At 71.8% G+C, this 19,904-nt stretch carries 17 protein-coding genes and 2 pseudogenes; 13 read left to right on the plus strand and 6 right to left on the minus strand.

Going from position 1 to position 19,904, the window contains the following annotated elements; all coding sequences use genetic code 11:
- Positions 1-26 precede the first annotated feature (26 nt).
- The 4 genes and pseudogenes from QUE38_RS09240 (at position 27) to QUE38_RS09250 (ending at position 3,150) form a co-directional block, all read left to right on the plus strand.
- Entirely contained in the window at positions 27-1,535 is a 1,509-nt protein-coding gene (locus QUE38_RS09240; RefSeq protein ID WP_286307621.1) for an apiosidase-like domain-containing protein, read from the plus strand.
- A 72-nt stretch (positions 1,536-1,607) separates the two neighbouring features.
- On the plus strand, positions 1,608-1,904 hold the full coding sequence (locus QUE38_RS09245) for a helix-turn-helix domain-containing protein (RefSeq protein ID WP_286307624.1): 297 nt from the start codon (positions 1,608-1,610) through the stop codon (positions 1,902-1,904).
- Positions 1,905-1,992: 88 nt separating this feature from the next.
- Positions 1,993-2,124, plus strand: a pseudogene (locus QUE38_RS17590) (type II toxin-antitoxin system HipA family toxin); the annotation flags it as partial.
- Positions 2,125-2,154: 30 nt separating this feature from the next.
- A complete protein-coding gene (locus QUE38_RS09250) occupies positions 2,155-3,150 on the plus strand; it encodes a type II toxin-antitoxin system HipA family toxin (protein WP_286307626.1) in 996 nt (331 codons plus the stop codon).
- A gap of 29 nt (positions 3,151-3,179) precedes the next feature.
- On the opposite strand, the gene QUE38_RS09255 is transcribed toward QUE38_RS09250, so the two are convergent.
- On the minus strand, positions 3,180-4,712 hold the full coding sequence (locus QUE38_RS09255; RefSeq protein WP_286307628.1) for an MFS transporter: 1,533 nt from the start codon (positions 4,710-4,712) through the stop codon (positions 3,180-3,182).
- A gap of 5 nt (positions 4,713-4,717) precedes the next feature.
- Positions 4,718-5,143 (minus strand): MarR family winged helix-turn-helix transcriptional regulator, encoded by a 426-nt coding sequence (locus QUE38_RS09260; RefSeq protein ID WP_286307630.1) that lies wholly within the window; start codon positions 5,141-5,143, stop codon positions 4,718-4,720.
- A 163-nt stretch (positions 5,144-5,306) separates the two neighbouring features.
- Here QUE38_RS09260 and QUE38_RS09265 point away from each other — a divergent pair.
- From QUE38_RS09265 to QUE38_RS09305, 9 genes and pseudogenes are all read left to right on the plus strand, one after another.
- Positions 5,307-7,042 (plus strand): annotated as a pseudogene (locus QUE38_RS09265) (circularly permuted type 2 ATP-grasp protein).
- The gene (locus QUE38_RS09270; RefSeq protein ID WP_281883128.1) at positions 7,036-7,965 is read left to right on the plus strand and encodes an alpha-E domain-containing protein; all 930 of its coding nucleotides are present in this window, start codon (positions 7,036-7,038) and stop codon (positions 7,963-7,965) included. Before QUE38_RS09265 ends, QUE38_RS09270 begins: the two are co-directional and overlap by 7 nt.
- On the plus strand, positions 7,962-8,807 hold the full coding sequence (locus QUE38_RS09275) for a transglutaminase family protein (RefSeq protein WP_286307636.1): 846 nt from the start codon (positions 7,962-7,964) through the stop codon (positions 8,805-8,807). The genes QUE38_RS09270 and QUE38_RS09275 overlap by 4 nt, the downstream gene beginning before the upstream one ends.
- 110 nt (positions 8,808-8,917) lie before the next feature.
- Complete coding sequence (locus QUE38_RS09280) at positions 8,918-9,766, plus strand: alpha/beta fold hydrolase (protein ID WP_286307638.1); 849 nt, start codon at positions 8,918-8,920, stop codon at positions 9,764-9,766.
- Between the two features lie 315 nt (positions 9,767-10,081).
- A complete protein-coding gene (locus QUE38_RS09285) occupies positions 10,082-11,398 on the plus strand; it encodes a glycoside hydrolase family 6 protein (protein WP_286307639.1) in 1,317 nt (438 codons plus the stop codon).
- Positions 11,399-11,466: 68 nt separating this feature from the next.
- Positions 11,467-12,516: a lipoate--protein ligase family protein gene (locus tag QUE38_RS09290; protein ID WP_286307642.1), complete on the plus strand. Its 1,050-nt coding sequence runs from the start codon at positions 11,467-11,469 to the stop codon at positions 12,514-12,516.
- A gap of 9 nt (positions 12,517-12,525) precedes the next feature.
- Entirely contained in the window at positions 12,526-12,897 is a 372-nt protein-coding gene (locus QUE38_RS09295) for a hypothetical protein (protein ID WP_286307644.1), read from the plus strand.
- A gap of 32 nt (positions 12,898-12,929) precedes the next feature.
- Positions 12,930-13,790 (plus strand): DNA-methyltransferase, encoded by an 861-nt coding sequence (locus QUE38_RS09300; protein WP_286307646.1) that lies wholly within the window; start codon positions 12,930-12,932, stop codon positions 13,788-13,790.
- A 41-nt stretch (positions 13,791-13,831) separates the two neighbouring features.
- A complete protein-coding gene (locus QUE38_RS09305) occupies positions 13,832-15,394 on the plus strand; it encodes a gamma-glutamyltransferase family protein (RefSeq protein ID WP_286307648.1) in 1,563 nt (520 codons plus the stop codon).
- A 19-nt stretch (positions 15,395-15,413) separates the two neighbouring features.
- Here QUE38_RS09305 and QUE38_RS09310 read toward each other — a convergent pair whose 3' ends face one another.
- From QUE38_RS09310 to QUE38_RS09325, 4 genes are read right to left on the minus strand one after another with little or no spacing between them, the layout of a single operon-like run.
- Complete coding sequence (locus tag QUE38_RS09310; protein ID WP_286307650.1) at positions 15,414-16,433, minus strand: LacI family DNA-binding transcriptional regulator; 1,020 nt, start codon at positions 16,431-16,433, stop codon at positions 15,414-15,416.
- Positions 16,430-17,911 carry a glycoside hydrolase family 1 protein gene (locus QUE38_RS09315; RefSeq protein WP_286307652.1) on the minus strand — a complete coding sequence of 494 codons (1,482 nt, stop codon included), beginning with the start codon at positions 17,909-17,911 and terminating at the stop codon, positions 16,430-16,432. Before QUE38_RS09315 ends, QUE38_RS09310 begins: the two co-directional genes overlap by 4 nt.
- Positions 17,911-18,849, minus strand: coding sequence for a carbohydrate ABC transporter permease (locus tag QUE38_RS09320; RefSeq protein WP_286307654.1), 939 nt, complete (start codon positions 18,847-18,849; stop codon positions 17,911-17,913). Before QUE38_RS09320 ends, QUE38_RS09315 begins: the two co-directional genes overlap by 1 nt.
- Positions 18,846-19,886 carry a carbohydrate ABC transporter permease gene (locus QUE38_RS09325; protein ID WP_286307656.1) on the minus strand — a complete coding sequence of 347 codons (1,041 nt, stop codon included), beginning with the start codon at positions 19,884-19,886 and terminating at the stop codon, positions 18,846-18,848. The genes QUE38_RS09320 and QUE38_RS09325 overlap by 4 nt, the downstream gene beginning before the upstream one ends.
- Between the last annotated feature and the right edge of the window lie 18 nt (positions 19,887-19,904).

Consider the following 19,904-nt stretch of genomic DNA (forward strand, 5'->3'; position numbering starts at 1 on the left):
CACCCACCCTGAGAGGACGCACTCCCATGCACCCCCGCTTCGCAACGGTCGAACTGGCCTTCGTCGGGCCCGCCGCTCCGATCCCCGCCGATGTCGAGCCGCTCAGCGTGCGGTTCGTGCACGCCGACGGCGCCACGGTCGACGTGCCGGGCTTCTGGGACGGCGACGACCGCTACCTCGTGCGCTTCGCCCCCGAGACGGAGGGCGCCTGGACCTGGACGAGCCGATCGGATGCCCCCGAGCTCGACGCCCGCACGGGTGGGTTCGACGTCGGGCCCGCCGCGCCGGGAGAGCACGGCCCGGTGCGCGTCGCGGGTCGGTTCCACTTCGCCCACGCCGACGGCACGCCGTTCCGCCCGGTCGGGGCGACCGCGTACAACTGGCTGCACCAGGAGGAGCCGCTGTTCTCGCAGACCGTCGAGGCGGTCGCCGGCGCCGGCATGAACAAGCTGCGCTTCATGGTGTTCCCGCAGGCGGGCGGGTACGTCGAGCGCTTCCCCGACCTGCTGCCGTTCGAGCGGGCCGCCGACGGCGGATGGGACGTCACCCGGCCCGTGCCGGCCTTCTTCCAGCGCCTCGACGGCGCCGTGCGCACGCTCGGCGCCGCGGGCATCCAGGCCGACGTGCTCATCTACAACGCCTACGACTACGGCCGGTTCGGCCTCGATGGGCTCACCGAGGAGCAGGACGCCGTCTACCTGCGGTACCTCGTCGCGCGCCTGTCGGCGTTTCCGAACGTGTGGTGGTCGCTCTGCAACGAGTTCGACCAGCTCGACCGCCCCGATGAGCGGTGGGATGCGGCGGGGCTGCGCCTCGCCGACATCGACCCGCACGATCACCTGCGCTCGATCCACAACCTGGCCCGCCTGTTCGACCACAACCGGCCGTGGGTCACGCACGCGTCGCTCCAGCTCGGGCAGGCGACGGAGGACACCGGGCGCGCCTCGCTGTTCCGCGACGCGTACCGCAAGCCGATCGTGCTCGACGAGATCAAGTACGAGGGCGATGTGCCCGACCGCTGGGGGCACCTCACGGCGCAGGAGCTCGTGCACCAGTTCTGGATCACCACGGTCTCGGGCTGCTACGCCTCGCACGGCGAGAGCTTCGTGATCCCGTCCGGCAGCCTGCACATCGTCGAGGGTGGACCATTCGTGGGAGAGAGCCCGGCGCGCCTCGGGTTCCTGCGCGGCCTCCTCGACGAGGTCGACGGCGCGGGCGTCGACCCGATCGACAACTGGTGGGACGACGCGTTCGTCGCGGGCGTCGACGGCAGCGTCTACTTCCAGTACCTCGGCCGCGAGGCGCCGGGGGAGTGGGCGTTCCGTCTGCCGATCGGCTGGCGCGGCGTGCAGCTCGAGGCGGGCGACCGGTTCGAGGTCGACGTGATCGACACCTGGCACATGACCGTCACGCCCGTCGGCCGGCTCTTCGAGATCGACGAGACGGCGAAGAACGACGCCTGGGCGCGCGCCGCGGACCCGGTCGCGCTGCCCGCGGGCGAGGCGCTCGCGCTCCGCATCCGTCGCATCGTCTGATCGTAATGACGAGCACAGTAGTCATTCGGCGCCAGAGCGACTAGCATACTCGTCATAACGAGGGGAGCCGTCATGGCGAAGACGTTGCCGACGGCGGTCGTCCGGTCGGCTCAGGAGATCGGCGCGGACTTCGCCGCGTGGCGGAAGATCCTCGGCCTGACGGCAGCTCAGGTCGCCGACCGGGCCGACGTGACCCGGGACACGTTGCGGAAGCTCGAGACGGGCGACTCGACCGTGGGATTCCACGTCGTGCTGCGGGTGGCCCGTGCGCTGGGAGTCCTCGATTCGTTCACGTCGGCGGTCGATCCGCTGGACACCGACCTCGGCCGTGCACGGGCGGGTCAGCTCGACCGGAAGCGCGTGCGGTGACCCTGCACGACGAACTCGACGTGCACGTGGAGCTGGCCGGCTCGATGGTGTTCGCCGGCCGCGCGCAGTTCCATCGGGGTCGGGGAGGCTGACCTCCACGACCTTCCAGTACGACTCCGGCTATCTCGGCGACACGTCTGCGTACGCACTCGATCCCGCCCTGCCGCTCGTCAGCGGCACGCAACGCACGAGCGGACTGCCGGGAGCGTTCGCCGACTCCGCGCCCGATCGTTGGGGGCGCAACCTCATCATGAAGCGCGAGCGCGCGATCTCCCGCGACCAGTCGCGTCGACCCCGGACATTCGACGACGCGGACTTCCTCGCCTGCGTCAGCGACGTGACCCGTCAGGGCGCCATCCGATACCGGGCCGCTGCCGATCCGAGCGGCCCGTTCCTCGACCCGGGACACGAGATCCCTCGACTGCTCCGGCTTCCCGAACTGCTCCGGGCCGCCGATGCGGCGGGGGCGGGTGGCGCGGAGGACCTCGAGGCCGTGAAGCTGCTGCTGGGAGCCGGCACGGGATCGCTCGGCGGCGCACGTCCGAAGGCCGCCGTGCTCGGCGACGACGGTCGGCAGTTGATCGCGAAGTTCCCCCACGGCGACGACGCCTGGGACGTCATGGCGTGGGAGGCGACCGCGCTCGCGCTCGCCGAAGCGGCCGGACTCCGCGTTCCCGTGAATCGGCTGGTTCCGGTCGATGGGCGGCACGTGCTCCTGCTCGATCGGTTCGATCGCGACGCCGACGGGCGCCGAATCGGCTACGTCAGCGCGATGACCCTGCTGGAGCGTCGCGACGGCGAGTTCGCCGACTACCTCGAGATCGCGGACCTGCTCGCCGAGGTGAGCGCATCCGCCACCGAAGACGCGCACGAGCTCTTCCGGAGGGTCGTCCTCAGCGTCGCGCTGAACAACACCGACGATCACCTCCGCAACCACGGATTCCTCCACCGCCGAGGAGGCTGGTCGCTGAGTCCGGTCTTCGACGTGAACCCGAATCCGGACCACGAGCAACGCCAGACCACCATCGCCGGCGCCGGCGTCCCCGCAGAGTCCGCGAGCGGGCTCGCCGAGCTCGCGGCCGCGTGCCGCCTCGCGCCGTCCGAGGCCCGATCGCAGGTCCAGGAGGTCGTGGAGGCAGTCGACGAGTGGCGCGAGGTCGCGATCGCGGTCGGTGTGCCGCGGGCTGAGATCGAGCGGTTCGAGGACGCCTTCGACGCGGGGCGGCGTGCGCTCCTCGATGTCTAGCCACTGAGGCTCGCGGGGGCGTTCGCCCGCTACTTCCGGGCCGTCGCGTCGCCGGGTCGGCGGGCCCGGCGCCGGGTCGCGCCCGAACCGCGTGCGCTGCGGGCGGCGGGCTCGGCGGGCGCCGTCCAGACGCGTCGCGGGAGCGGGATCGGCGAGGTGACCGCGACCTCCTCCGAGAACTCGGCGGGCACGGGCGGCTCGGGGCGCGTGCGGTGCGGCTCGGGCGGGTTCGCCGCGACCACCGCGATGGGGCTCGTGACCGCGGGCGCGGGCTGGCGCACGCCGTCGACCAGCCCGGGGGCATCCGCTCGCACCTGCCCGTGGTGGGTGACCGCGAGGCCCCAGCGTGCAGCGGGGTCGCGCACGACGCGGAGGCCCCGGGCGACGATCATCCAGGCGAGGCCGACGGCGCACGCGACGACGGCGGCGACGGATGCGGCGCCCAGCGCCCAGCGCGGCCCGAACTCGTTCGCGATCCAGCCGACGATGGGTGCGCCCACGGGCGCGCCGCCCATGAGGATCGCCATGTACAGGGCCATCACGCGGCCGCGCACGTCGGGGTCGGTCGTGGTCTGCACGTAGCCGTTCGCGGTCGTGAGCAGCGTGACCGCGGTGAATCCGATGAGGATCGTGGATGCCGCGAAGCTCCAGTACGTCGGCATGACGGCGGACGCGAACGCGGCGACGCCGAACAGGCCGGCGGCGACGATGATCACGCGCAGGCGGGCGCGGTCGCGACGGGCGGCGAGCAGCGCGCCGGTGAGCGAGCCGATCGCGAGGATCGACGAGAGCATGCCGTACTCGCCCGCGCCGCGGCCGAACTCGACCGCCATGGTCGAGGAGAAGATCGGGAAGTTCATGCCGAACGCGCCCAGGATGAACACGATCGTGAAGACCACGATGAGGTCGGGGCGGCGCCGCACGTAGTGCAGGCCCGCGGCGAGGTCGCCGCGTCCTCGCTTCCGTGGCGGCCGCGGCCGCAGCTGGTCGACCCGCAGGGCGGCCAGCGCACCGAGCACCGCCAGGAACGTGACCGCGTTCACGATGAACACCCAGCCCGAGCCGATCAGCACGATGAGGAAGCCGGCGACCGCCGGGCCGATCAGGCGGGCGGCGTTGAACGAGGCCGAGTTGAGCGCGACCGCGTTCGACATGTTGTGCTCGGCGACGAGGTCGGCGACGAACGTCTGGCGCGCCGGGGCGTCGACGGCGTTCACGATGCCGAGCGCGAGCGCGAAGGCGTAGAGGTGCCAGATGGTGGCGTGTCCGAAGATGAGCAGCGCGCCGAGCGCGAGGCCGAGCAGCATGAGCGAGGTCTGCGTGACCATGAGGATCTTCCGCCGGTCGAACCGGTCGGCGATGAGCCCGGTGATCGGCACGAGCACGAGCTGCGGACCGAACTGCAGCGCCATGGTGACGCCCACGGCGACGGCGTCGTTGTCGGTGAGCTCGGTGAGCACGACCCAGTTCTGGGTCGTCGCCTGCATCCAGCTGCCGATGTTCGACACGAGGGCCCCGATGAACCAGAGCCGGTAATTGACGCTCGAGAGCGAACGGAACATGGCACTCAATGCGTGACGATCTCCTCCATCAGTTCGACGGCCCGCGCGAGCACGGCGCGGTCCTCCTTCGGCAGGTCCTTCACCCGGGCGGTGAGCCACGCATCGCGCTTGGTCACCGTCTCGCTCACGATCGACGTGCCGGCGTCGGTCAGCGAGATGTTGGTCTTGCGGCCGTCGTCGGGGTCGGCCGAGCGCTCGACGTACCCGGAGTCCTGCAGGCAGTTGACGGTGCGGTTCATCGACGGGGCGGAGACCCGCTCGCGCTCGGCGAGCCCGGTGAGCGTGTGCGCACCGTCGACGTAGAGGGCCGCGAGCACCGCGAACTGCCCGTCGCTCATGCCGTCGTCGGCCTTCTGGGCCCGCAGCCGGCGCGAGAGGCGGAACACCGCCATCCGCAGGTCGGAACCCTGCTCCGCGATCGTCTTCTGCACGAACGCTTAGCCTAGCTCATTAGTCTTGCTAACGAAAGCCAGGCCCTGTCCGCGCGCGCGACCGGGCGCGGGCCCGACAGGGTACCGGGGCGGGTCAACCCCCGGCGCGGGTCCGGCGACCATCGGTAACATCGCCGTAATCGCATCCTGAAAGGCTGCACGAATGGCGACACTCTTTGACGACTACGCCGCGACCCGCAAGGGCAGGCGGAGGCGGAAGGGCGCGACGCCGTGGGACGAGATGTTCCCCTCCGACGAAGTCGGCGTCCGGCCCCCTACCGCCAGATCCACACCGCGCTCGCCCGCATGACGCAGGACGAGCTGCGCGGCCGCACCGAGGCCCTCGCGAGCTCCTACCTCGCACAGGGGGTGACCTTCGACTTCGCGGGCGAGGAACGCCCGTTCCCGCTCGACGCCGTGCCCCGGGTCATCTCGGCGAGTGACTGGGCCGGGGTCGAGGCGGGCGTCAAGCAGCGCGTCACGACCCTCGAGCGGTTCCTCGCCGACGTCTACGGGCCGCAGGCCTGCGTGCGCGACGGGGTGATCCCGGCATCCCTCATCTCGACCTCGAAGCACTTCCACCGCCAGGCGGTCGGCATCGAGACGCCGAACAACGTGCGCGTGCACGTCTCCGGCATCGACCTGATCCGCGACGAGGTGGGCGCCTGGCGCGTGCTCGAGGACAACGTGCGCGTGCCGAGCGGCGTCTCGTACGTCATCTCGAACCGCCGGGTCATGGCGCAGACCCTGCCCGAGCTGTTCGTCTCGATGCGCGTCAAGCCCGTCGGCGACTACCCGAACCGGCTGCTCCAGTCGCTGCAGGCCAGCGCCCCCGAGGGCGTCGAGGACCCGAACATCGTCGTGCTCACGCCCGGCGTCTACAACTCCGCGTACTTCGAGCACACCCTGCTCGCGCGCCTCATGGGCGTCGAGCTCGTCGAGGGGCGCGACCTGTTCTGCTCGGGCGGCCGGGTCTGGATGCGCACGACCGCCGGCCCCACCCGCGTCGACGTCATCTACCGCCGCGTCGACGACGAGTTCATCGACCCGCAGCAGTTCCGGCACGACTCCGTGCTGGGCGCCCCGGGCCTGCTGCTCGCCGCGCGCCTCGGCAACGTGACCATCGCGAACGGCGTGGGCAACGGCGTCGCCGACGACAAGCTGACCTACACGTACCTGCCCGACCTCATCCGCTACTACCTCGGCGAGGAGCCCATCCTTCCGAACGTCGACACCTGGCGGCTCGAGGAGCCCGGCGCCCTCGAGGAGGTGCTCGACCGTCTCGACGAGCTCGTGGTGAAGCCCGTCGACGGCTCGGGCGGCAAGGGGCTGGTGGTGGGGCCGGATGCCTCGAGGCAGGAGCTCGCCACGCTCCGCGCGCAGCTCCAGGCCGACCCCCGCGGCTGGATCGCGCAGCCCGTCGTGCAGCTGTCGACCATCCCGACCCTCGTCGACGACGGCATGCGCCCGCGGCACGCCGACCTCCGGCCGTTCGCCGTGAACGACGGCGACGACGTGTGGGTGCTGCCCGGCGGCCTCACCCGCGTCGCCCTCCCCGAGGGGCAGCTCGTGGTGAACTCCTCGCAGGGCGGCGGATCGAAGGACACCTGGATCGTCGGCGACGGCCCGGCGGCGCCCGTGACCGCGACGCCCGTCCACCGCGACGCCGGCCAGCTCGTCGGCGAGCAGGCCTCGGGCCCCGCGACCGGGGTACTCAACATCCTCGACCTCGAGAACGAGGAGGCCATGGCGCCGATCAGCGGCAACGGCCCGACGATCGAGCCGGCGCACGTCGCCCCGCCGCTGACGAGCGCCCCCGAGGACGAGGACGCCGACGCCCGGCTGCAGCAGCAACAGCAGCAACAGCAGCAGGCCAGGAGTGGAGGTGCGCCATGCTGAGCCGCATCGCCGAGTCGCTGTTCTGGATCGGCCGCTACGTCGAGCGCAGCGACGGCACCGCCCGCATCCTCGACGTGCACCTCCAGCTGCTGCTCGAGGACCCGTGGATCGACGAGGACACCGCGTGCCGGTCGCTCATGTCGGTCATGGGCTCCGAGCCCAACGACGACGTCGAGCTGAACCGCGCCGACGTGATGGACCTGCTGGCCGTGAACCGCGACCACGTGGCATCCATCGCCTACTCGATCGCGAGCGCCCGCGAGAACGCCCGGCGCGCCCGCGAGATCGTCTCGACCGAGCTGTGGGAGTGCCTCAACACCACTAATGCACGGATGCCTCGGACGGTCGCGAGCGACAAGACGCACGAGTTCTTCCGCTGGGTGCGCGACCGCGCCGCCCTCGCCATCGGCGTCGCCAACACCGGCGCGAGCCGCGACGAGGCGTGGCAGTTCTTCTCGCTCGGCCGGGCGATCGAGCAGGCCGACATGACCGCGCGCCTGCTCGCGACGAGGTCGCTGACCGAGGCATCCGGCCCGTCGTGGACCACCCTGCTGCGCAGCTGCGGCGCCTACGAGGCGTACCTGCGCAGCTACCGGGGCATGCCGTCGTCCGAGTCGGCGGCGGAGTTCCTCATCCTCGACCGGCTGTTCCCGCGCTCGATCCTGTATTCGGTGAGCCGCGCCGAGGAGGCGCTGCGCGAGATCGACCCGCGCTCCGGCCGCGTCGGCGTCGAGGACCAGGCGAGGCGCCTGCTCGGCCAGATCCGCGGCGAGCTCGAGTACCGGCCGATCACCGACATCACCGTCGACCTCTCCGGCAAGATGGAGCACATCCAGGAGGTCACCTCGGCGGCGAGCGAGGCCATCCGCAAGCGATACTTCCCGACGAGCGGGATGCCGGTCTGGACGGGGGAGATCACGTGAGCAGGCTCCGCATCGTCCACCGCACCGGCTTCACCTACGAGGAGCCGGCCAGCGCGTCGTACAACGAGGTGCGGCTGCTGCCGCACTCTGGTGGCGAGCAGTTCGTGCTCGCATCCAACCTCGACATCCGGCCCGCCGCGACCCAGCACGCGTACCTCGACTACTGGGGCACGCGCGTGGCGACCTTCGAGGTGCTCACCCCGCACCGCGAGCTCTCGGTCACCGCGTCGAGCCTCGTCGAGGTGCGCCCCGTGCCGCACGAGCCCGTCGACATCGCGTGGGACGACCTGCGCAACCTGTCGACGTCGACCACCGAGTTCGTCGAGCAGATCACCCAGACGGATGCCACGAGGCCGCCGGACGGCGTCGTGGAGCTCGCACGGTCGATCGCCGACCGCGGCGGTTCGGTCGCCGAGACGGCGCTCGCTGTGTCGCGCGCCGTCGGCGAGGCGCTCGAGTACATGCCCGGCGTCACGGGCGTGCACTCCACCGCGACCGAGGCGTGGGACCACCGCAAGGGCGTCTGCCAGGACATCGCGCACGTCACGCTCGGCGCGCTGCGATCGATCGGCATCCCGGCTCGGTACGTGTCGGGGTACCTGCACCCGAACCACGACACCCCGCTCGGCGTGACCGTCACCGGCGAGTCGCACGCGTGGGTCGAGTGGTACGCGGGCGACTGGCGCGGCTACGACCCCACGAACCTCATCGAGATCGGCGAACGGCACGTGCTCGTCGCACGTGGACGCGACTACCACGACGTGGCGCCGCTGCGCGGGGTGTACGCGAGCCCCGGGGCATCCGAGATGTTCGTGACCGTGAAGATCACCCGCGAGGCCTGACCCCTCTCCACCCTTCCCGAGTCGTCATGAACTGCCGCATTGCGCGCGTGCTTTGCGACAGTTGGTGACGACTCGCGGGTGGGGGCGCGGCGCTCTGCGAGGATGAGCGCATGGAGCGGTTCACCGACGCGCACGGCGTGCACATCCACTACGTCCGGCGCGAGGCGGCGGAGCCGCGGGCCGTCGTGCAGTTCGTGCACGGCGTGGGCGAGCACGTCGGGCGTTACGACCTGCTCTTCGATGCGCTGGTGGATGCCGGGTACAGCGTGTTCGCCGACGACCATCGCGGCCACGGGCAGACCGGGTTCGAGCAGCACGGCGGCGACCTCGCCCGCATGGGTCGACCCGGCCCCGGGGGCATCCGCGGCCTGATCGACGCGGTGCACCAGCTCACCGGCATCGCGCGCGAGGCGCACCCCGACCTGCCGCTCATCCTGATCGGGCACTCGCTCGGGTCGCTCGTGTCGCAGATCCTGCTGAACCGGTACCCGCACGACCACGACGCCGTCGTGCTCACCGGCTCGGCGTACCGCACGGTGCTGCACATGGAGTCGGGCGACCTCAACCGCAAGTTCCGGCACCTCGGGCCGACGCCGGTCGAGTGGCTGAGCCGCGACCGCACCGTCGCCGAGGCCTTCATGGACGACCCGTACTGTACGCCCGCGCCCACGCAGCGGCTGTTCGGGCTCGTCGACTCCGCCCGCCTGCTGGGCCGCCCGGCCCGCCACCTGCCGTCGGAGCTGCCGCTGCTGCTCATGGTCGGCGAGCTCGATCCGCTGGGCGGCGAGGACAGCAACGTGCGCCTCGCCGAGGCGTACGCGCGCCGCTCGGGCCTCACCGACGTCGAGCTCATCGTCTACCCGGGCGCGTTCCACGAGATCTTCAACGAAACCAACCAGGCCGAGGTGCGCGCCGACCTGCTCGCGTGGCTCGACGCGCGCTTCCCCGTGCGCGTCTGACCCGCCCGTTCCAGACCCGTCAAGAAGCTGCGCTCTGGCCCCGCTGAGCGCAGTCCATTGACGGGTCTCAGGTGCGGCGCGGTCGCGTTCGGGGATGACCCGTCAAGAAGCTGCGCTCCGAGCGCGGGAAGCGCAGCTTCTCGACGGGTCTCGGGCGCGGCGGGTGAGTGAAACGTTCGAAGGGCGCGGACCCCTTGACAGGGGCGGCGCGGCGGGCGGATGCTGGGGAACGATCGAGTCGTGAGAGCGCTCTCACGAGGCATCCGCCGCACCGACGCGGCCGAACAACGGAGTTCACCGATGACGAATCCCTCGATGACGAGGACCCGCCCGACCACGCCCGACGACCCCCGCCCACCGGGCGCACGAAGCGCACTGCGCGCCGGCCTCGCCGCCGTCGCGGCTCTCGCGCTCGCGACGCTCGCCGCCCAGCCGGCCCATGCCGCGAACGACGTGCTCCACCCGGGCGCCGACCTCTGGGCGAACCCGTCGAGCACGACCTACGAGGCGGCCGAGTCCCTCACCGGCGACGCACGCGACGACGCCCTGCTGCTCGCGGGCATCGGCTCGGCGTCCTGGTTCAACGGCGGCTCGCCCATCGACGTGAAGCAGCGCGTCAAGCAGGCCGTCGTGCACGCGCACGCGGCCGACGAGGTGCCGGTGCTCGTGGCGTACAACATCCCGTTCCGCGACTGCGCGCAGTACTCGGCGGGCGGCGCCACGACCGTCGCCGAGTACGAGGCGTGGATCGACGGCTTCGCCAAGGGCATCGGCAACAAGGACGCCGTGGTGATCCTCGAGCCCGACGGCCTCGGCATCATCCCGTGGTACACCTCGGTCGACGGCGTCGCCGAGTGGTGCCAGCCCGAGGAGGCCGACGAGGCGACCGCCGCTGACGAGCGCTTCGCCATGCTGAACTACGCGGTCGACGCGTTCGCCGCGCTGCCGAGCACGGCCGTCTACCTCGACGGCGTGCACAGCGGCTGGCTGAACGTCGGCGACATCAGCGACCGGCTGATGCGTGCCGGCGTCGAGCGCGCCGACGGGTTCTACCTGAACGCGTCGAACTACCAGTACACGGCGAACCTCGAGGCGTACGGTCGCTGGATCTCGTCGTGTATCGCGATTCTCACCGAACTCGGCGGAGGCGTCGGCGACTGCGGCAACCAGTACTGGAACGGCGGACCGGCGAACGGCTGGACCGGCGTCGCGATGAGCCCGTACGGCGAGTGGAGCTCCGGGGCATCCGACCCGACCCTCGACACCGCCGGCGTCGACTCGCGCTACGCGGCCTCGCTCGGCGACGTCGAGCCGTCGACGCACTACGTGATCGACACGAGCCGCAACGGGGTCGGGCCGTGGCAGGTCGCCGCCGGCACGTACCCCGACGTGCAGGACTGGTGCAACCCGCCCGACCGCGGCCTGGGCCTGCTGCCCACGACCGACACGGGCGTCGACCTGATCGACGCATACCTCTGGATCAAGGTGCCCGGCGAGTCCGACGGCGAGTGCTTCCGCGGCACCGGCGGCCCGGAGGATCCGGAGCGCGGCATGATCGACCCCGCTGCGGGCGCCTGGTTCCCCGAGATGGCGGCCGAGCTGATCGCGAACGCGGCACCGCCGCTCCCGTAGGCAGGGCCGAGCGGATGCCCCGGGCTGCACGCCGCGCCCGGGGCATCCGCCCGCATAGGCTGGGGCGCATGCACGGTGAGTACAAGGTGCCCGGCGGCAAGCTCGTGGTCGCGGACTTCGACGTCGAGGGCGAGGCGATCGCGAACGCCCGCATCTCGGGCGACTTCTTCCTCGAACCCGACGATGCCCTGGACGCGATCAACGGTGCGCTGAACGGCCTGCCCGCGGCATCCGATGCCCGCACCATCGCGGCGGCGATCACCGGCGCGCTGCCCGAGGGCGCCACGCTGCTGGGGTTCAGCCCCGAGGGCGTGGCGGTCGCGGTGCGACGGGCGATGACGGATGCCACGAGCTGGACCGACTACGAGTGGGAGGTCGTGCACGACGCGGCCGTGCCCCCGCGCCTGCACCTGGCGCTCGACGAGGTGCTCGCGAACCGCGTGGGCGAGGGGCGGCGCAAGCCGACGCTCCGCATCTGGGAGTGGGACGAGTCGGCCGTCGTCATCGGTAGCTTCCAGTCGGTGCGCAACGAGGTCGACCCCGAGGGCGCGGCGAAGTACGGCTTCGACGTCGTGCGGCGCATCTCGGGCGGCGGCGCGATGATGATGGAGGGCGGCAACGTCGTCACGTACTCGCTGTACGTGCCCGGTGAGCTCGTGCAAGGCATGAGCTTCGCCGACTCGTACGCGTTCCTCGACGACTGGGTGCTGCAGGGGCTGCGCTCGATCGGCGTCGAGGCGACCTACCAGCCGCTCAACGACATCGCGAGCCCGCTCGGCAAGATCGGCGGGGCGGCGCAGAAGCGCCTCGGCGGCGGCGGGGTGCTGCACCACGTGACCATGGCGTACGACCTCGACAACGCGAAGATGCTCGAGGTGCTGCGCATCGGCCGCGAGAAGATCAGCGACAAGGGCATCGCGTCGGCCGACAAGCGGGTCGACCCGCTGCGCAGCCAGTCGGGCCTCAGCCGCGGTGCGATCATCGACGCGCTGAAGGGCACGTTCACCCAGCTGTACGGGGCGACGCCCGGCACGGTCGCGCCCGACGAGCTCGCCGAGGCGGAGGCGCTCGTCGCCTCGAAGTTCGCGACGGAGGAGTGGCTCAACCGCGTGCCGTAAGATGCCCGCGTGGACTGGTGGGTGCTCCCCGCGATCATCGCGGTGGCCGTGGTGGCGGTGATCGTCGCGACCCGGCTCGGCTGGATCGACTTCTCGAACAAGGCGGGCCGCACCTCCGGCAGCGCAGGGCTCGTCGGCATCGGCGACGAGGTGTTCGCGCCGCGCAAGCACGAGGCGCAGGTCGAGCTCGACCGGCAGACGCTCCTGCCCGCACCGGCGCCGCTCCCCGGCGACGGCGACAAGGGCATCGTCGAGGCGGCGGATGCCGCTGGGCCGGACGCATCCGACGACGACGCCCTGCCGCAGCTGCTGCCCGAACCGCAGCGCCGCGCGGCCGCGCCCGACCGGTTCGCCGGTCGCATCCGCCTCGACGTCGACTGACGGTGAGCGGGGCCCTGCGGCAGACTGGGCGGGTGCCGCTCGACGGGCCCGACCGCATCATCCACGCCGACAACCTCGACGTGCTGCCCGGCCTGCCCGACGGGGCGTTCACGCTCGTCTACCTCGACCCGCCGTTCAACTCGGGGCGTGCGCAGGAGCGCCGGCCGACCACGAACGTGCGCAGCGCGACCGGGTCGGTCATCGGCTTCCAGGGGCAGCGCTACGAGCGCATCCGCGGCGACCTCGTGCGCTACGACGACCGGTTCGACGACTACTGGGGCTTCCTCGAGCCGCGGCTGGCCGAGGCGTGGCGGCTGCTCGCCGACGACGGCACGCTCTACCTGCACCTCGACTACCGCGAGGCGCACTACGCGAAGGTGCTGCTCGACGCGCTGTTCGGCCGCGAGTGCTTCCTCAACGAGATCATCTGGGCGTACGACTACGGCGGCAAGTCGAAGCGGCGCTGGCCGAGCAAGCACGACACGATCCTCGTCTACGTGAAGGATCCGAAGCGCTACTACTTCGACTCGACCGCGGTCGATCGCGAGCCGTACATGGCGCCCGGGCTCGTCACGCCCGAGAAGGTCGAGCTCGGCAAGCTGCCGACGGATGTCTGGTGGCACACGATCGTCTCGCCCACGGGCCGCGAGAAGACCGGGTATCCGACCCAGAAGCCGGAGGGCGTGATCCGACGCATGATCCAGGCGTCGAGCCGCGAGGGCGACTGGGTGCTCGACTTCTTCGCCGGCAGCGGCACGACCGGCGCGGTGGCGGCGGCGCTCGGCCGCCGGTTCGTGCTCGTCGACGAGAACCCCGCGGCGATCGACGTCATGCGCGGCCGGTTCGGCGAGATCAGCGGGGTCGCGTTCGAGGGGTCCGCGGAGGCGGGTTGAGTCCGGATGCCCCGGGGCCGGCGCGCGTCTAGGCTCGTGGGGTGACCGACGCGACGACGCCCGTGACCGCTCCCGACCCCGTGCACGCCGGGGGAGGTGCGGTGGCGTCGCCGCTCGCGGCGGCGAGTGAGGCGGGCGCGGCGATGCTCCGCGCGGGCGGCAACGCGATCGACGCGGCCATCGCGACCGCAGCCGCACTCTGCGTCGCCTACCCGAGCATGGTGCACCTCGGCGGCGACCTGGTCGCGCTGGTGCGCACGCCCGACGGGGCGATCCGTTGCGTGAACGCGACGGGCACCGCACCGCAGGGGCAGACGCGCGAGCGGCTCGTCGAGCGCCACGGCGACGCGCTGCCGCTGCGCGGCATCGACACGATCACCGTGCCCGGCGCGGTGCGCGGGTGGGAGGCGCTCGCCGCGTTCGGCGGACGCGTCGCCTGGGCCGACCGCCTCGCTCCGGCGGAGCGGATGGCCCGCGAGGGCGTGCCGCTGGCGCCGGCGATCGCGCGCGGCATCGAGCGCGGCCGCCCCATGCTCGAGCAGGACGCCGGGTTCCGCGAGGTCTTCCTCTCCGGCTCCGAGCCCGCGCGCGTGGGCCGCCCCCTCGTGCAGGCCGCGCTCGCGGACACGCTGGCCCGCATCGCCGCGAACGGCGCCGACGAGTTCTACTCGGGCGCCGTCGCCCGTCGCTGGGTCGCCGGGCTGGAGGCGCTCGGGTCGGCCATCTCCACCTACGACGCCGCGGCCTACGCGCCCGACGTCGTCGACCCGCTCTCGGCGCAGCACGGCGATCGAACGATCCACACCAGCCCGCCGAACACGCAGGGGTACTCCCTGCTGCGTGCGATGCGGGCGGTGGCGGATGCCGCGTGGCCCGACCCGCTCGGCCGCGACGCCGGCGCGCTGGTCGACGCCTTCCTCGCGAGCAACGACGTGCGCGCCGCCCTCCTGGGCGACCCGCGCTTCGGGGCGCCCGACGGTGCCGCGCTGCTCGCGGCGACCGCCCCGGACCGCGACGCCGACCTCGACCGTCACGCCGACGGCGACACCGTGGGCGTGGCCGTCGCGAGCGCCGACGGCACGGCCGTCTCGCTCATCCAGTCGCTCTACTACGGGTTCGGCTCCGGCATCCTCGAGCCGTCGACCGGCGTCATCTTCCAGAACCGCGGCGCGAGCTTCTCGCTCGACCCGGCGTCGCCGAACGTGGTCGCGCCGGGCAAGCGCCCCCGGCACACGCTCATGCCCGTGCTCGTCACGCGCGCCGACGACGTGGAGTACGTGTCGTCGTGCATGGGCGGGCAGGGCCAGCCGCAGATCCACGCCGAGGTGCTGCTCCGCGCGTTCGCCGGCGCGTCACCGGCCGAGGCGGTCGCCGCGCCCAGGTTCATCGCGGGCGCCGACGGCGACGACGACGGGCGCTCGGTCTCGGTCGAGGCGGACCTCGATCGCCTCGCGCGCGACGCGATCGCGGCAGCGGGGCATCCGCTCGTCGAGGTGCCCGCCCGCAACGACGGTCACGGCCACGCCCACCTGGTGCGCGTCGACCCCGACGGCTTCACCGCCGGCACCGACCCGCGCGCCGACGGCGCGGCGATCGTCGTCTGACGAGCGTCGGCGGGCCGAGTCAGGCCGACGCGCGCAGCACCAGCTCGGTGCTGAGCAGCGTCGTCGGCTCGACGTCGTCGCCCTCGATCAGGCGCACGAGCGTCTTCGCCATGGTCGTGCCCATCTCGAGCGACGGCTGGTGCACCGTCGTGAGGGGCGGCACGGCGGTCGCCGCGTAGTTGTCGTCGTCGAAGCCGACCACGGCGATGTCGTCGGGAATCGACAGGCCCGCCTCGCGGATGGCCGAGTAGGCGCCGATCGCCATCTGGTCGTTCGCGGCGAACAGCCCGTCGATGCGCTCGCCGCGGTCGAGCAGGCGGCGCATGGCGGCCGCCCCGGTGGTGGGGGAGAAGTCGCCGTACTCGACGAGGTCGTCGGCCAGGCGCTCCTCCTGCAGCGCGCGACGCCAGCCGGCGAGCCGGTCGACGCCCGGGGGCATGTCCTGGGGGCCGGCGATCGTCGCGATGCGACGGCCGCCCCGCGCGATGAGGTGCCGGGCGGCGAGCTCGGCGCCGTGCGCGTTGTCGACGTCGACCGTGTGGGTGACGCGCTCGGCCGGGTCGAGCGGCCGGCCGCCGAACACCACGGGCAGCGAGCGGCTGACGTGAGCGTACGAGTGATCGCCCGTGTGGTGCGAGACGACGAGCGCGCCGTCGACGTTGCCCCCGAGCAGGTAGCGCCTCGTCTTGTCGACGGCCTGCTCCGACTCCATGAGCATCGACAGCGTGTACTCGGTGTCCGACAACGCGAGCGCGACGCCCTGCACCAGGGTCGCGAAGAACGGGTCGTTGAACACGCGCGCGGTCGACTCGGGCACGACCAGGGCGATCGCGTGCGTGCGGCGGCTCGCGAGCGAGCGTGCGGCCCGGTTCGGCACGTAGTTGAGCTCGGCGATCGCGGCCTGCACGGCCTCGACGATCTCGGGGGTGACCTTGGGCGAGCCGTTCACGACCCGCGAGACCGTGGCCCGCGACACGCCGGCACGGGCGGCGACCATCTCCAGCGTCGGAGTGGCGCCCGCGGCATCCGCCTGGGTCATGCTCTGCTCCCGCCTCCCGGCACACCGGTGTCGGCCGGGTTGCCCCCCACCGTACTCGCCGTGACGGCCACGGGGCGGGATGCGGCGATGCGCTGCGCGTACCGGAGCGCGGAGTCCTTCGGGGTGCGCACCATCGTCTCGTAGTCGACGTGCACGATGCCGAATCGCTTGTCGTAGCCCCACGCCCATTCGAAGTTGTCGAGCAGCGACCACACGAAGTAGCCGCGCACGTCGGCGCCGTCGTCGATGGCGTCGGCGACCGCGTCGATGTGGGCGTCGATGTAGGCGATGCGGTCGGGGTCGTGCACCGCGCCGTCGGGGGAGACCTCGTCGTCGTACGAGGCGCCGTTCTCGGTGACGTACAGCGGCGGCAGGTTCGGGTACTCCTCGCCGAGGCGCACGAGGAGGGTGCGCAGCCCCTCGGGGTGCACCTCCCAGTCCATGGCCGTGCGCGGCAGCCCGCGCCAGGGCATCGTCACGTACTCGCTGCCGACGAACGGCGAGCGGCCGGGCTTGTCGGTGGGCTTCGCGCCGGGCACGTGGTCGTCCGGCAGCGGCCGGCCGCTCACGCAGTCGTCGTGGTAGTGGTTCACGCCGAGGAAGTCGATCGGCGCCGAGATCACCTCGAGATCGCCCGGCTCGATGACGTCCTCGAGCCCCTGCCCGCGCACGTCCTCGAGCAGGTCGGCCGGGTACGCGCCGCGCAGCATCGGGTCGAGGTACATCCGGTTCCAGATCGCGTCGATGCGCCGGGCCGCCTCGACGTCGGCGAGGTCGCCGGGGTTCAGCGGCACCGCGTTGGTGAGGTTCAGCGTGATGCCGAGCCGGATGTCGCGCCCCGAGGCATCCGCCCGCTCCCGCAGCAGGGAGACGGCCGTGCCGTGGGCGAGGTGCTGGTGGTGCACCGCGGCGAGGCCGGCACGCGGGTCGTTCAGGCCGGGTGCGTGCTCGCCGCCGACGTGGCCGATGAGGGAGGAGCAGAACGGCTCGTTGAACGTGGTCCAGTGCGTCACTCGGTCGCCGAGCACGTCGTAGGCCGCGTCGGCGTAGTCGGCGAAGCGGGCGACGACGTCGCGGTTCGCCCAGCCGCCCTGCTCCTGCAGCGCCTGCGGGAGGTCCCAGTGATACAGCGTGAGCCACGGCAGGATGCCCGCCTCGAGCAGTTCGTCCACGAGACGCGAGTAGAAGTCGAGTCCCTTCGCGTTCACCGAGCGGCCGTCGGGCACGATGCGCGCCCAGCTCGTCGAGAACCGGTACGAGTCGAGGCCCAGCTCTCGCATGAGCGCGACGTCCTCGCGGTAGCGGTGGTAATGGTCGACCGCCCGCTCGGGGGTGTCGCCGTTGGCGACCGCACCGGGCACGCGCGCGTACGCATCCCAGATGGAGTCGAGCTTGCCGTCCTCGTGGGCGGCGCCCTCGATCTGCGCGGCGGCGGTGGCCGAGCCCCAGAGGAACCCGTCGGGGAACGTGCGCGCCATCAGCCCTTCACCGCCCCGGCCATGATGCCCGAGATGAGCTGCTTGCCCGCGACCACGAAGAGGATCAGCAGCGGGATGGTCGCCATCACGGCACCCGCGAGCACGATCGAGTAGTCGATGTAGTAGCCCGACTGCAGCTGGCTGAGCGCCGTCTGCAGGGTCGGGTTGGTCGGGCTCAGCACGATCAGCGGCCACAGGTAGTCGGTCCACGCCATCATGAACGTGAAGAGGCCGAGGATCGCCATCGCCGGCCTGGCCGCGGGCAGTGCCACGTGGAAGAAGGTGCGGATCTGGTTCGCCCCGTCGACCCGCGCCGCCTCGATGAGCTCGTCGGGGATGACGTCGACCAGGTACTGCCGCATGAAGAACACGCCGAACGCGGTGACCAGGGTCGGCACGATGACCGCGCCGATCTCGCCCGTCCAGCCGAGCTCGCGCATGACCATGAACAGCGGGATGATGCCGAGCTGCGTCGGGATCGCCATGGTCGCGATCACGAAGATCATGAGCCCGTCGCGGCCGCGGAAGCGCAGCTTCGCGAACGCGTAGCCCGCGAGCGTCGAGAACGTCACGACCGAGATGGTGATGGTCGAGGAGATGACGATCGAGTTCCACAGCGCGAGCCAGAACGGGATGGCGTCGAGCACCTGCGCCGCGTTGGCGAGGAAGTTGCCGCCCGGGATGAGCGGGAGGGTCTCGCCGCGGGTCGCGTTGGTGCCGCTCGCGACGACGTACGACCACCACAGCGGGTAGGCGCCGCCGATGACGAACGCGGCGAGCAGGCCGTAGGTGAGGAAGCCGGGCCGGCTGCCGAGGCCGGCGTTGCCGGAGCCGCGGCCGCGGCGGGGGCGACCGTACTTGTCGACCTTCTCCCGGCGGTCGGGCGAGACCACGTCCACCTCGACGGCGGGGATGGGCTCGGGGGTTGCGGTGGTCATGCGTCGGCTCCCTTCCGGGCCGCGCGGCGCGCGGCGCGCCGCCCTCCTCGCGCATCGCCGGTGGCGACCCTGCGCGAGAGGAGGAAGTTGACGAGGCCGAAGGCCACGATGAGCAGGAACAGCAGCCAGGCCACGGCGGATGCCTCGCCGAAGTCGCGTCGGAAGAACGCGAGCTCCCACATGAACAGCACGGTGGTCTGGAACTGCCGATCGGCGCCGCCGATGCCGCCGGCGTTCGACACGTCGAACAGGCGCGGCTCGGTGAAGATCTGCAGGCCGCCGATGGTGGCCGTGATCACGACGAAGATGAGGGTGGGGCGGATGCTCGGGATGGTGACCGAGAAGAAGCGGCGCGCCGCACCTGCCCCGTCGATCGCCGCCGACTCGTACAGGTCGCGCGGCACGGCCTGCATCGCGGCGAGCAGGATGAGCGTGTTGTACCCGGTCCAGCGCCAGTTGACCATCGACGCGATGGCGATGTGGCTGAGGAACGTGTCGTGCTTCCACTGCTGGTCGGGGATGCCGACGAGGTTCAGCAGGTTGTTCACCAGGCCGTCGGCCTCGTTGAACACGCTCGAGAAGATGATCGCGACGGCGACCGGCGTGACGACGTAGGGGAGCAGGATGCTCATGCGCCAGAAGGTCTTCGCGCGCAGCCCCTGGTCGAGCAGGTAGGCGAGCAGCAGCGCCATCGCCAGCTGCGGGATCGCGCTCAGCAGGAAGATGCTGATCGTGTTGCGGATCGAGTTCCAGAAGAACCGGTCGTTCAGGATCGCCCAGAAGTTCTCCATGCCGACGAAGTCGCCCTGGCCCTTCAGCAGGTCCCAGTCGAACAGCGAGACCCAGAACGTGTAGGCGAGGGGGAACAGGCCGACGAGGCCGAAGAGGAGGAAGAACGGGGCGACGTAGGCGTAGGGGCTCGCCTTGACGTCGAAGATGCTGATGCGCTGGCGCCAGGTGAGGCGGCTCGCCCGGGGCGGCCGGCCGTCGTCGCCGTCGGAGCCGGTGCCGGTCGGCGGCGTGAGGGTGGAGGTCATCGCGGGTCCTGTCGTGCG

It is taken from the genome of Agromyces mangrovi (assembly GCF_030296695.1).
GTDB classification, from domain to species: domain Bacteria; phylum Actinomycetota; class Actinomycetes; order Actinomycetales; family Microbacteriaceae; genus Agromyces; species Agromyces mangrovi.